Here is a 13,423-nt window from a genome sequence, read left to right on the forward strand (position 1 = left end):
GACAACTTTTCAACGCCATGTCCTGGGTCTTGATTCGGTCGTCAGCCTTGACAATTCAACCCGATTACGCCCGGCCTCTTTTGCTTGATAGAGAGCTTGATCGGCGGCTGCGATAAGCTCACCTGTATCATCGACCTGTCCGCAACCCGTCGCGATACCTACGCTCACAGTCATGTCAATTCGTCCTGCACGGCTGTTGACAGGCGCGCTGCTGATGGAGCTACAGATTCTTTCGCCCAGAGCCATGGCCTCGCTCCAGTCACAACCCGATGCTGTAATGAGAAATTCCTCGCCTCCATAGCGTCCGATCCGGTCATAACCCCGCAATACACCTGACATGCGCCGTGCTGCCTCCTGCAGTACTTCGTCACCGGTTGGATGCCCATAAGTATCGTTGATTCGCTTGAAGTGATCGAGATCCGCAATCATCACGCTCGTGCAGATATCCTGCCGCGCTCCCCGCTTCAACTCCTTCTGCAGATAATCCATGATGGAGGCCCGGTTCCATACGCCCGTGAGATAATCACGCGTGGCCTGGATATGTAGCTTTTGATGCAGGCCAAGGATTCGTTCAGCGACCCGCAGCCGGGCTGCCAGTTGTTCTTCATCGAACGGTTTGGTAATGAAATCATCCGCCCCTGCGTCCATGCCTTCGAGATAGCTGCCCTTGCTGTCCAGCGCCGTAAGAAGGATGATGTAGGTATATTGCAGGCCCGGTTCGCTGCGGATCATTCTGCATAATTGCAGGCCATCGATATCAGGCATCATCCAGTCAGAGATGAGTAGCGGATATTCACCCTTTTGCCAGGCTTCCCATGCCTTACGCCCATCCTCTACTGCCGTTACGGTATGCCCCAGTTTCCTGAGGGTGGCGGCAAACAACAGGCGCGAGGTCGTGTCGTCTTCGGCAATAAGTATCTTCATGATCGAGTTGCATCCGGCAGCAATACGCAATGGGGATCTGACTGCGTAATTTCATGCTGCACGCGTCCAAATTCCATTTCAATTTGCTCAATCAAAGTGACTGCTCCAGCCATGTCGCCGGCTTTGCCTGCAAGCTCCAGCTTTTGAGCCATATCTGCCATGGAATGCGCACCGATATTGGCGCTCGCGCCTTTGATGGCATGAGCAGTCTTGTACAGAAACTCCATGTTTCTTCCTGCCAGGGCCTCCTTCAGCGCATCGATGCGCTCCGCCCCATCGCTCAGGAACGATGTGAATATCTGGGTAATCAAGGATGGGTCCGTCGCTTCCGCGAGCGATCGAAGTCTCGCAACGACTTCCGCATTCAATGCAGAGGATGCGGAAGACATCGAAAGGGATGAAGAAACTGGCAGGGAGGAAGAGACTGTCGGTGGAGAATGATTCGGGGTGCTGTCTGGCATCGACTTTTCATGCCTTGCCGCGGGAGGTGTTTCATTTTTCTGCCCCTGTTCCCTGCCCGGCATCCAGCGCTTCAACGCTGCCGCAAAGTCCTCCAGCTTTACCGGTTTGCTGATGTAATCGTCCATGCCTGCGCGCAGACAACGTTCTCGATCACCCTGCATGGCCTGTGCCGTTACCGCAATGACGGGAAGCCGCGATTTGCTGTCGGAGCGGCGGCGAAGTGCGGCAGTGGCTTCAAAACCATCCATCTCTGGCATCTCGCAATCCATAAACAGCATATCATAGAGGAATGCATCCACCATCTCCATCGCTTCGCGGCCATTAGCGGCAACATCCACCAGACAGCCCAGATTGCGCAATATCATCGCTCCGACGATCTGATTGGTAGCATTATCCTCAGCAAGCAGTACGCGTGTACCGGCAAACAGACAATCCGCGCCATCGGCGGCCTGCATCTCGGGATTCGCCGGGAAGAAAGGCTGACTGACGAGATTTATAGTTCGCTGATGGCGTTGCGCGTTCCAGATATTTACCAGAGTCGACAGCAATTCCGATTGCCGCGGCGGCTTGACCAGATAGGCAGCGAAGCCGATCTTTTGAAGCCGCTCTCTGAGATCGCCTTCTTGTCCCAGGGAACTCAACATCACCAGATGAATACTGCGGAGCAATGGATCCGCCTTGATGGTCCGGCCCAGCATTTCTCCGTCCATATCCGGCATCTGATGATCGAGGATCGCAATCCTGTAGGGATCGCCGGAGGCGTGAGATGTGTGCAGAGCCCGCAAGGCTTCTGCCCCGGACGCGCAGCTGCCGATACGCATCCTCCAGCTGCGGAGCTGCTCTTGCAGCACCAGGCGATTGGCCGAGTTATCATCCACAATCAACACCCGAACACGCGCCAGGTCCACGGGCGAGCTGACACCCCCCGGCGACTCTTTCTGCAAGGCCAAAGGTAGCGTAAACCAGAACGTCGATCCAGCGCCCACGCGGCTCTTCGCAGCAATGGTACCGCCCATTAATTGAACTAGCTGCTTGCTGATAGCCAGTCCCAGGCCTGTTCCTCCATAACGCCGCGTGGTAGAGGCATCTGCCTGCATGAATTTGTCGAAGATACTTTGCAGCTTATCCGGCGCGATTCCCAGTCCGCTATCTTCGATGCTGATGCGGAGTGATACTTCATCTTCACTGAGAGCCTCGGCTTCTACATCGATGAGTACGTGGCCCTTGTCTGTAAACTTGATTGCATTGTTGGTCAAGTTTATCAGTACCTGGCGAATGCGTGCCAGGTCGCCGAATACATAACGCGGCACATTCGGCAGGTAACGTACTATTACATTCACATTTGCCTTTCTTGCTGGCTGCATGGCAACCATGCTAGCCACCTCTTCAACGGCCTGAAGCAGATCAAAAGGAATCGGTGAAATAACGAGTTTACCGGCCTCGATTTTGGAGAAATCGAGAATATCATTTATTATGGAAAGCAGTGTCTCGCCACTCGCGCGCGCCAGTCCCGCCAGCTCGCGCTGTGATGGGGTTAGCGCAGTGTTCAAAAGGAGCCCGACTGCGCCAAGCACACCATTCATCGGTGTGCGGATCTCATGACTCATATTTGCCAGAAACTCGCTTTTGGCCCGGTTGGCAGCCTCTGCCGCTTTTCGGGCATTCTGGAGCTCTCTCTCGATATTCTTCCTTGCGGTGATATCCTGGCCCGAAAAGTAGAATTCCCGGACATCCTGCGCAGCAGCTATATTCCACAAGACCCAGCGGAAGGAGCCATCCTTGCAGCGCATCTGGCTTTCAAAGGAAACATTGCTACCCATGACGAGCTTGTCCAGCTCTGCCGTCGTATCTGCGCGTGAACCGGAGAAGACAAGGTCCATAAAAGGTTTGGACAGCAGTTCTTCCTCCGAATAGCCAAAAACTTTGGTCCAGGCTGTATTCACCCGCTTGAAACGATTATCGAACCCGGAAATCGCAAGAAAGTTGAGAGACTGATCAAAATAGCGATCACGTTCAGTCTGAGCTACGATGAAGGCGCGGGAAAGGCTGCCTATCTCGTCGTTCGAGTCAATGTAGAAACCGGGCGAGCTGCTCGCCTCTCCGATATTCCTGGCTTTATCTTCGAGCCATGCAAGATTTTGCACCTTCCGACGCACGACACGATACGAAAAGGCGAACCAGGCCATGAGAAAGGCAAGCATGAAAAACACGCCGGATATGTAGAGATTGGCGCGGTTTTGAGCGAGGGCCGTGGTATTGCGGGTACGCTTGTCGAGCAATTCATGAAACTCGTTCAACAAACGCATGATCTCAGCCTTGGCCGTATGGTAGCTCTCATTATGCAGCAGGCTGCTGGCCAAGGCGGCGTCAGGAGCGCCCTTCACGTTGAATTCTCCGGCTGAATCCTGAAATAGCCCTTTCATTGCATTGAATGCCTGGTACTCTCGTTCCGCCAGCTGGTTTGAGCGATTTTCGGCTTTCGTGAGTTTTGCAAGCTCAGTCGCCGTAAATCCGAGTTTCTTTATTTGCGATCTCAAGGAAATCCTGCGCCCTGGCGCGGAGTCCGGGTTCAGATGACCGAGGATCAGATCCCAGTGGCCGCGCTCGTAATGCAGCGGGCGTTCCTTGTCGCCGTTGCGGATGGCCAATATATCGAAGTAGATTTGCTCAAACTTTGGGCTGCCTGTGGCGACATAGGCACGCGCCGTGCGTGTCAAGTCGTCGGAAGATTGGCGCAACTCATCCACGGCAAGGAAGGCGGCATAGCGCACATTTTCGGCATCATTCAGTTTCCGAAGCTCGAAGAAACGAAGCGCAACAAACAGGGTAAGCAGGGAAACAAGCACCCCGGTTACGAGGTAAAAAATATGACTCATTTTATGAATTGTCATCGATCTCCTTTCGCATCATTGGTCCCGGCTGGAATTGGCAATTCCAGCCCTGAATGAGGTGGGCTTGCGCCGCCTTCTCCTTCCCCATTTCCCTGCCGGAGCGGAGAGGTCAGCCAATAGGAAAAGCGATTTCGACCTTTCCTGAATAGGATGAGTTGCAAAGAAGGTCGGTCGCTGCCAGAATTAAGACCTCACCTCCATATTGTGTCGCTTTACCGCGCCATTGAAGCCCAAACCTGTAGAAATTTCCTTTTCCCCCGCTGACAATCAGCGTCTGGCGAACTTGTGTGGCGTGCTGGATGAAAACCTCAGGCAGATCGAGACGGTGCTTGATGTCGCGATTGCAAGGCGGGGAGAACATTTCAGTATCCGCGGGAAATCCGCCCAGGCTTCACTTGCCGCGGAAGCTCTGCAGAACTTCTACGATCAGGCACACCATCATCTCGGCATCGAACAGATTCAATTGGGCCTGATCGAGGCGATGAATCCCCATCACCTGAAAAAACAGGGGCCAGATGACAAGGAAATAACGGAGCCCGCCCTGTATACGCGGCGCAGCGATTTGCGCGGGCGCACATCCCGGCAGGTGGAGTATCTGCACCAGATCCAGACACATGACATTACCTTTTCCATCGGCCCCGCAGGCACCGGGAAGACGTACCTTGCGGTTGCAAGCGCAGTGGACGCACTCGAGCGGGATATCGTGGCGCGTATCATCCTGGTGCGGCCGGCGGTGGAAGCAGGCGAACGCTTGGGTTTTTTACCGGGCGACCTGGTGCAGAAAGTGGACCCTTATTTGCGTCCCCTCTACGATGCGCTCTACGATCTGATGGGGTTCGATAAAACCAGCAAACAGTTTGAACGGAACGCAATCGAGGTGGCGCCGCTCGCGTTCATGCGCGGACGAACGCTGAACCAGTCTTTCATCATTCTGGACGAAGCACAGAATACCACACCCGAACAGATGAAAATGTTCCTGACCCGCATCGGTTTTGGCTCCAAGGCCGTGGTGACAGGGGACGTCACGCAGATTGACCTTGCAAAACATCAGAAAAGCGGCCTGGTGGAAGCCCAGCAGGTTCTTGAAAAAGTACGGGGCATCGCGTTTACGCGGTTCGATGCAGAGGATGTGGTGCGACATCCGCTGGTGCAAAGAATTGTCAACGCATATGAGAAATATGAAAGAAAGGAGTAGTTCCCCCGGCACTCCTGATAGCGGGGAGTACGCTAGCCCGAAACCGGCGACATTGAAAATAACTGTCCAGTATGCGACTTCCACACGAGAGCCGCTTCCTCCCAGAGCCTTGCTTCGTAAATGGGTCAAAGCGGCTCTGGTGCATGATGCGGAAATCGCATTACGCATCGTGGACGAAGCGGAGGGCCGCCGCCTCAATCGGGATTTTCGCAGCAAGGATTATGCAACTAATGTCCTGACTTTCGTTTACGGTAATGCGCACGCTGATCCGGATGTTCCGCTCGGGGAAAAGCAAGATGCTCACCCTCTGGCTGGCGATATCGTACTCTGCGCGCCGATAGTGGAAAATGAAGCAGGTCAGCAGCAAAAGGATATGATGGCGCATTACGCGCACCTGACAGTGCATGGGGTCCTGCATCTGCAGGGCTATGATCATCAGGAAGAGGCGGAAGCCGAAGAAATGGAGGAAATGGAAACCCGGATTCTTGCACGGCTGGGATATGAAGATCCGTATGCGGGATATCAGCCGGCTGAAGCGGTTGATTGCGGTTAACGCGAAGACAGCTGACCACGAGATTTCAATGAATACAATTTTATGGCTATGTTAACTTTTGCATATGGATGACCCTCCCCAACCTGGCTGGCTGGAGCGCATAAGCGGCATGCTCCTGCGTGAGCCAGGAAATCGGGCCCAATTGATGGCCCTGCTGCACGCCGCGTACGAACGCAATTTATTCGATTCCGATGCGTTGAGCATGATAGAAGGTGTAATACAGGTATCAGAGATCCAGGCACGCGACATCATGGTTCCCCGCTCGCAGATGGATGTCATCGACATCAGCGATCCGCCCGAGAAATTCATCCCCGACGTGATCGAGAAAGCGCATTCGCGTTTTCCGGTTACCGAAAATGACAAAAACAATGTTATCGGTATATTGCTGGCAAAGGACCTGCTGCGGTATTACGCGGCAGAGGAAGAGTTTGACGTGCGCGACATGTTGCGGCCGGTGGTATTTATTCCTGAATCCAAGCGCCTCAATGTCCTGCTTCGCGACTTTCGTACCAATCGCAATCACATCGCAATCGTCGTGGACGAGTATGGAGGCGTTGCAGGATTGCTGACGATCGAAGACGTGCTGGAGCAGATTGTCGGCGATATCGAGGACGAACATGATTTCGATGAGGTGGAAGACAACATTGTGCAGACGCCGAGCGGCCATTACCGGGTCAAGGCGATTACCGAGATCGCGGATTTCAATGAAAGGCTTGGAACGGAATTAAACGAATCCGACTATGATACGATCGGAGGTCTGGTACTGCACGAATTTGGACGTCTGCCGAAACGGGGCGAATCAGTCATTGTCGGGGGGTTCAAGTTCACGGTGCTTCGCGCGGACAGCCGCAGATTGCATACGCTGCTGGTGGAAAGAAGCAACGGCCAGGTCGAGCAATAGGGTGCGCCAGGGTTTAAAAAAAATGATTGAGATCAGACCGGGCAGGAATAAGTCCGAAGCGCAGGACAACCCTGAAGGGGGCGCTACAAACCCGGATGGAAGTCTGGTCAACGAGATGCACCGTGAACCACCGGTGGTGGAAGTGGTCATCGAAGTTCCTCGCGGCAGCTTTATCAAACGCGGCTCCACCGGAAAAGTGGATTTTATCTCACCCCTGCCGTGCCCGTTCAACTACGGTTCACTCCCGGACTACCTCGGTCTCGATGGCGATCTCCTGGATGCACTGGTGCTCGGTCCCCGTTTGCCCGCTGGCACCCGCGTGCAGGCAAAGGCCTGGGGCGCCGTTCGCATGGTGGATCACGGCATGCTGGATGACAAGCTTATCTGTAGCGACTTGCCACCGGACCTATTGCAGCGCCAGAAAGTACTGCGATTTTTTCGGTTCTATGCAAAATGCAAAGGATTGCTCAATGTGGTGCGAGGCCGCTTAGGACGAAACGCGTGCGAAGGGTGGCGTGATGCGGCTCAGGCGATAGCACGGGCACGGCCCCGTGGCAGCTCCTCGCGGACACCCTCACCCAGCTGATCGCAGATCTCTTGCTGATTTTGCCAAGCCGGTATGAACGTGGCAGAATTGCGCCCCTTATAAATTACCCTGTTTGCCATTTTTCCCCTTATTTCCCCTTATGCCCCTGCTCACGCTTGAAAAAACGAGTCTGGCCTTCGGTCATCATGCCTTGCTCGACCAGGTGGATCTACAGCTTGATTCCGGTGAGCGCATCGGGCTCATCGGTCGGAACGGCGGGGGCAAGTCGAGCCTGCTGCGCGTGCTGGCAGGTGAGGCCCAGCCTGACGATGGCAGAGTGTGGTATGCATCGGGACTGAAACTGGCTTATGTCGCGCAGGAACCGGAACTGGACGCCAATCTCACCGTGTTTCAGGAAGTATCCAAGGGGCTGGGTTCGGTCAGCCAGGTACTGATCCAGTACCACGAAGCATCTCACCTCCTGGGCGATAGTGCAGATGACACAGACGCTCTTCTGTTGCGCCTGGAGAAACTGCAGGCCGAGCTGGAAGCTCAGGATGGCTGGCGTATCCAGGCGAAAGTGGAAACGGCTATCGACAAGCTTAACCTTCCTGCCGATGCGCCAGTCGGACAGCTTTCCGGTGGACAAAAAAAAAGGGTAGCGCTGGCGCGTGCGCTGGTGATATCGCCCGAGGTGCTGTTGCTGGATGAACCCACCAACCATCTGGATTTTCTTGCAATCGAATGGCTGGAAGGATTGCTCAAGGATTTTGGGGGAAGTGTCGTATTCGTCACCCACGACCGTCGCTTCCTCAGTAATGTGACGACGCGCATCATTGAACTCGACCGAGGCAAGCTGACGAGCTTTCCGGGAGATTTCTCCGAATACCAGCAGAAGAAGATGGAAATGCTCGAAATCGAGGCAACCCATAACCAGAAGTTCGATAAGGTGCTGGCGCAGGAAGAAGTATGGATACGCAAGGGGGTGCAGGCACGCTGCACGCGCAACGAAGGCCGGGTACGACGGCTCGAAGCACTGCGACAGCAGCGAGCTGCCCGGCGCGAGCAGGCGGGAAAGGTTAGCTTAAGCCTGGAAGAAGGCATTAAATCCGGGCAGATGGTGGCTGAACTGGAGCATGTCAGCAAAAGCTATGGGAGCAAAGCGATAATCAAGGATTTTTCATGCCGGATCATGCGTGGAGACCGCGTGGGACTGCTCGGGCCTAACGGCGCAGGAAAATCCACGCTGCTCAAGCTGATACTGGGCGAATTGCAGCCCGACAGTGGCAGTATCCGACTGGGCACGAAAGTAGCCGTTGCCTATTTCGATCAGATGCGCGAGCAACTCGATGAAGAAGAAACGCTGATCGATACGATCAGTCAGGGTTCGGATTTTATCGATATTGGGGGTGCCAGAAAGCATGTCATCAGCTACCTGGAAGATTTCCTGTTCGCTCCGCAGCGGGCGCGCTCGCCAGTGAGATCGCTCTCCGGCGGCGAACGCAACCGATTGTTGCTGGCGAGATTGTTCACCCGCCCCGCGAACGTACTGGTTCTGGACGAGCCAACCAACGATCTTGATATCGAAACACTGGAACTACTCGAAGCGCTGCTGCAAAGCTACTCGGGGACTCTGTTCCTGGTAAGCCACGATCGCGAATTTCTCGACAACGTGGTAACCCAGGTAATAGCCTTCGAAGGAGACGGCATATTGCGGGAATACGTTGGCGGTTATGAGGATTGGGTACGCGCCAGAAGTTTTCAGAAGGTGGCGGTCAAACAATCGGCTCCTAAACCATCTCAACCGGTGCCCCTTAAAACACAGGTATCCACCCCTTCCGTTAAACTGGGTTATAAGGAAACCCGCGAACTTGAGGAATTGCCTGGAAGAATCGAACTCCTGGAGAAGGAGCAGGCGGAGGTTACCCGTCAGTTATGCTTCTCGGATATCTACCGCGATTCACCGGAAAAAGCTGCTGTTTTACAGCGGCGTTTTACCGCGATTGAAGAGGAGTTGACGAACTATCTTTCCCGATGGGAAGAACTCGAAGCGAAAAGCTCTGCCGCAGGACAGAAAAAATAACGGTAAGTTCCCGTTATACTGGCGTTTTATTCATTGACCAGAAATGGTACATCGTTTAGAGTCGCTCTTTTTGTAAAGAGGGACTGATAATGAAAAGACCTGCAATAGTCAGTTTACTTGCATGCGGATTGCTTCTCGCGTTGGCGGGCACGGCCCAGGCGGCGGGCAATCCCGAGGCAGGAAAGCAGAAAAACACCATGTGCATCGGCTGTCATGGAATAGAAGGGTACCGGACATCCTATCCCACCGTATATCACGTGCCGAGACTCGGCGGTCAGCATGCCGAATACCTCGTAAAAGCCCTGCAAGCATACAAGACGGGCGCACGTAATCACCCCAGCATGAAGGGGATAGCAGCCACGCTGTCTCAACAGGATATGGAAGATCTGGCCGCGTACTATGCCGGCGCTGGCAAATAACAACCACTGACCAAGCAAGGAAAGCCTCATGAAATATCTTATTATTGGCGCTGCAAGCGCAGCCTTAATGCTGATTTCCGGCCAGGGAATGGCAACGGATATAGAAGCGGGAAAGAAAAAAGCGGCCGAGGTGTGCGCCGCCTGTCACGGTCCGGACGGTAATAGTCCTGCTCCGGCGTTTCCGGTACTGGCCGGACAACATGCGAGTTACCTCGCAAAAACCTTGAATGAATATAAATCGGGCGTTCGACAAGACCCGGTGATGGCGGGCATGGCAGCAGCCCTGAGCAAGGAAGACATCGAAAACGTGGCTGCTTACTTTGCTACTCAGAAAGGCCTCAAAACGAAGTATTGATTGGAATCTCTGAAAGTCCCGCGCGAGTGCTTCGATGCGCTCCGCGGAGAACTGTTCAGGCGCCTCGTTCAGAGCCCTTCAGGTGGACGAAGGACACGGATAGGAAAATCTCAGGAAAAGCTTTCTTCTCGCCTGCTTGCCTGACACTCGAATAACCCGCCGAAGCGTCCGACAGCATCGCTTCGAATATCAGATTTCCTGTCTATCCAGGCATTCGAAATAAACCATCACGTCATACGTGGTCTGGTTTCGTTGTGCCTGCCAGATCATTTCTGCCAGGCATTCCATGGTATGGTGCATGGCTGTATGCTCGTTGCCGGTTTTCTTCAGCAGACGCTCGAATCGCGCGCGGACTCCTGCCGGTTGATCTATTGAAAGCTGCTCCTTGATGGCAATATGCATCCCCATGTGCAGAAACGGATTGGTTTCGCCCATTTCAGGCAGGTAATCCTTATCCTGATAATGTTCCACATCATCAAGCAGTGCATGGTATTCCGGGTGCTGCAAAATCACCTCAAGCGCTATGTCCTCCATCGCGCTGAGCATTTCCCGTTGCTTGTATTTGCGCCAGGTTTCAAAAAAGAATTGACGCGCCTGGTCTCTGGAAGGATTGAATATCAAGTTTTTTACTGAGGAGCATCCTCAAAGTTTTTTGACTCGTATTCACACAGGTCGTTTATCAGGCAGATCGCACATTTTGGTTTTCTTGCCACGCAGGTGTAGCGTCCATGCAAAATCAACCAGTGGTGTGCATCCTGACGGAATTCTTTGGGGACGCATTTGAGGAGCTTTGACTCCACTTCCAGTACGTTTTTTCCCCTTGCGATTCCGGTGCGATTGGCCACACGGAAAATATGGGTATCCACCGCAATAGTGGGCTGACCAAAGGCAGTATTCAGTAACACATTCGCGGTCTTGCGCCCCACACCCGGCAGTTTTTCCAGCTGCTCCCGCGTTTGGGGCACTTTTCCGCCATACTGATCAACGAGCATGCGGCATGTTGCAAGTATGTTCCTTGCTTTCGTTTTGTACAAGCCGATGCTCTTGATGTATTCCCTCAACCCTTCTTCCCCCAGTGCAAGTATCGCCTCGGGTGTGTTGGCCCTGGGAAAGAGCTTGCGGGTGGCAAGGTTCACGCTTTTGTCAGTCGCCTGGGCGGAGAGCGCCACTGCTACCAGCAATTCAAATGGGGAGTTGTACTCCAGCTCAGTGGTAGGATGAGGATTGGCGGCCCTGAAGCGGGTAAAAATCTCACGCCGTATGTTTGAATTCATGAGCCACCGGGAATATCTGACGTTCTGTCACTCCAGTCCTCTTTTTTTGATATTCCGGACGATGCCTGTGCCCTGGCAGCCTTTGCGCGCTCCAACGCCGCCCGAATGGTGATTTTTTTCAGACTGGCCGCGGATGATAAACGCACCACGGTAGCTGTTGCTTCGGTTCTTTTTGTCAGTCTTTCCTCCCTTCCCTGTTTCTCGCGTTCCAGCCGCTGCAACCGCAACTGGTAGCGCGCGCGAGCGCGACCAGCTGCTTTCTTTTTTTCCACCTTTTCCACCTTTTCCACCTTCTCCACTTCGTAGTCTTGATGGTCCGATTCAATCCACGAAACGCGGACGCCGATCCCGGTGCTCGCAGAACGCTCTTTTGAAAAAACCATCTGGATACAGTCTACCGGGCAGGGTTCGAGGCATAACGAGCAACCGGTGCATTCCCCGGAAATAACCGTATGCATTTGTCTTGCCGCCCCTACAATCGCATCCACTGGACAGGCTTGTATGCATAAAGTACAGCCTATGCATGCTTGCTCATCAATCAATGCCACTTCTTTCGGTTTGAATACGCCATGAGCTGTATTCAAAGGAAGGAACTCTATCCTCAGCAGCCGAGCCAGTTGATGGATGCCGTCTTCTCCGCCAGGAGGGCACTGGTTGATCTGTGCCCTCCCCTCTGCAATTGCTTCGGCGTAAGGCCGGCAACCCGAAAATCCGCACTGGCGGCACTGGGTTTGCGGAAGAATGGCATCAATTTCCTCTGCCAGAGAAATTTCTTTCATGCTGCACCCGCAACATCCGCGCGCTTCCCATCTGCCTTGCACAACACTTGTGCAATCTCACGTACCAGATGGGGGCCGCGATAAACGAGACCGCTATATATCTGTATCAGGCTGGCGCCGGCCTCGATTTTTTCGGTGGCACCTGCCGTATCCATGATGCCGCCCGCTCCGATAATGGGCAGAGCCCCTTGCAGGGCATGGTGGAGGCGCGCGATGACTGACGTCGCGCGTTTTGCAAGCGGCGCACCGCTCAATCCGCCAGCTTCCCGCGCATGGGGGAGTGTTTCTACACCTGCCCGGGAGAGGGTGGTATTGGTGGCAATAACGCCGTCAATCCGATGCTTCATCAACAGCGCGGCGATGGAATCGATTTCCGGCAACTCGAGGTCAGGAGCGATTTTCACCACCAGCGGAGTGTATTTCCCATGGTCGTCGGCCAGACGCTGCTGATTCAGTTTCAGCGTGGCGAGCAGGGAATCCAGTTCGGTGGCCTGTTGCAGCTGTCGAAGATTAGGGGTATTTGGAGAAGAAATGTTGACGGTGATATAACTGGCATAGCGATAGGCCTTGCACAGGCATGTCAGATAGTCATCCACCGCCTTTTCTACCGGGGTGTCGAAGTTTTTACCGATGTTGATCCCCAGAATACCTTTGTAGCTCATCGTCTTCACGTTTGCGATAAGACGCTCGATACCGTTATTATTGAAGCCCATGCGGTTGATAATGGAATTTGCCTGCGGCAGGCGAAACAATCGGGGCTTCGGATTTCCCGGCTGTGGCCGGGGCGTGACCGTGCCGATTTCGATAAATCCGAATCCAAGAGTCGCCAGCGCGTCTATATGTTCGCCGTTCTTGTCCAGTCCCGCTGCCAGTCCGACAGGATTGGGAAAAGTCAGCCCCATTATGCTGCGGGACTGGCAGGGTACGGAATGCGCATGGTAGAACCCAAGCCGGTGTGCCGTTTCCATCGCATTGAAGGCAATACGATGCGCTGTTTCGGGTTCGAGAGCAAATACCAGCGGGCGGAGCAATGAGTAGAGCATCATTCATTTTACCATTAC

General features: G+C 54.0%; 13 protein-coding genes. 7 read left to right on the plus strand and 6 right to left on the minus strand.

Features of this window, described 5'->3' with window-relative positions; all coding sequences use genetic code 11:
- Positions 1-9 precede the first annotated feature (9 nt).
- Positions 10-924, minus strand: coding sequence for a GGDEF domain-containing response regulator (locus ACZ5BW_RS14325; protein WP_464541130.1), 915 nt, complete (start codon positions 922-924; stop codon positions 10-12).
- Positions 921-4,277 (minus strand): response regulator, encoded by a 3,357-nt coding sequence (locus ACZ5BW_RS14330; RefSeq protein ID WP_464541132.1) that lies wholly within the window; start codon positions 4,275-4,277, stop codon positions 921-923. Before ACZ5BW_RS14330 ends, ACZ5BW_RS14325 begins: the two co-directional genes overlap by 4 nt.
- 223 nt (positions 4,278-4,500) lie before the next feature.
- Here ACZ5BW_RS14330 and ACZ5BW_RS14335 point away from each other — a divergent pair, with 223 nt between their 5' ends.
- From ACZ5BW_RS14335 to ACZ5BW_RS14365, 7 genes are all read left to right on the plus strand, one after another.
- On the plus strand, positions 4,501-5,472 hold the full coding sequence (locus ACZ5BW_RS14335) for a PhoH family protein (protein WP_464541135.1): 972 nt from the start codon (positions 4,501-4,503) through the stop codon (positions 5,470-5,472).
- Positions 5,456-6,025, plus strand: a complete 570-nt coding sequence (ybeY, locus tag ACZ5BW_RS14340) for an rRNA maturation RNase YbeY (protein ID WP_464541137.1) — start codon at positions 5,456-5,458, stop codon at positions 6,023-6,025. Before ACZ5BW_RS14335 ends, ybeY begins: the two co-directional genes overlap by 17 nt.
- A gap of 64 nt (positions 6,026-6,089) precedes the next feature.
- A complete protein-coding gene (locus tag ACZ5BW_RS14345; protein WP_112893176.1) occupies positions 6,090-6,926 on the plus strand; it encodes an HlyC/CorC family transporter in 837 nt (278 codons plus the stop codon).
- A gap of 22 nt (positions 6,927-6,948) precedes the next feature.
- Positions 6,949-7,512, plus strand: coding sequence for an inorganic diphosphatase (locus tag ACZ5BW_RS14350; protein WP_464541139.1), 564 nt, complete (start codon positions 6,949-6,951; stop codon positions 7,510-7,512).
- A 100-nt stretch (positions 7,513-7,612) separates the two neighbouring features.
- Positions 7,613-9,535: an ATP-binding cassette domain-containing protein gene (locus tag ACZ5BW_RS14355; protein ID WP_464541141.1), complete on the plus strand. Its 1,923-nt coding sequence runs from the start codon at positions 7,613-7,615 to the stop codon at positions 9,533-9,535.
- A gap of 89 nt (positions 9,536-9,624) precedes the next feature.
- Positions 9,625-9,954 (plus strand): c-type cytochrome, encoded by a 330-nt coding sequence (locus ACZ5BW_RS14360; RefSeq protein ID WP_107762605.1) that lies wholly within the window; start codon positions 9,625-9,627, stop codon positions 9,952-9,954.
- Positions 9,955-9,982: 28 nt separating this feature from the next.
- A complete protein-coding gene (locus tag ACZ5BW_RS14365; RefSeq protein ID WP_464541143.1) occupies positions 9,983-10,309 on the plus strand; it encodes a c-type cytochrome in 327 nt (108 codons plus the stop codon).
- Between the two features lie 189 nt (positions 10,310-10,498).
- On the opposite strand, the gene ACZ5BW_RS14370 is transcribed toward ACZ5BW_RS14365, so the two are convergent.
- From ACZ5BW_RS14370 to ACZ5BW_RS14385, 4 genes are read right to left on the minus strand one after another with little or no spacing between them, the layout of a single operon-like run.
- Positions 10,499-10,927, minus strand: coding sequence for a DUF1841 family protein (locus ACZ5BW_RS14370; protein ID WP_464543724.1), 429 nt, complete (start codon positions 10,925-10,927; stop codon positions 10,499-10,501).
- Between the two features lie 8 nt (positions 10,928-10,935).
- Positions 10,936-11,583, minus strand: a complete 648-nt coding sequence (gene nth, locus ACZ5BW_RS14375; protein ID WP_464541145.1) for an endonuclease III — start codon at positions 11,581-11,583, stop codon at positions 10,936-10,938.
- Entirely contained in the window at positions 11,580-12,362 is a 783-nt protein-coding gene (gene rsxB / locus ACZ5BW_RS14380) for an electron transport complex subunit RsxB (protein ID WP_464541146.1), read from the minus strand. Before rsxB ends, nth begins: the two co-directional genes overlap by 4 nt.
- Entirely contained in the window at positions 12,359-13,405 is a 1,047-nt protein-coding gene (locus tag ACZ5BW_RS14385; protein ID WP_464543725.1) for a quinone-dependent dihydroorotate dehydrogenase, read from the minus strand. The genes rsxB and ACZ5BW_RS14385 overlap by 4 nt, the downstream gene beginning before the upstream one ends.
- Between the last annotated feature and the right edge of the window lie 18 nt (positions 13,406-13,423).

The organism is Nitrosospira sp. TNL300, from assembly GCF_055385915.1.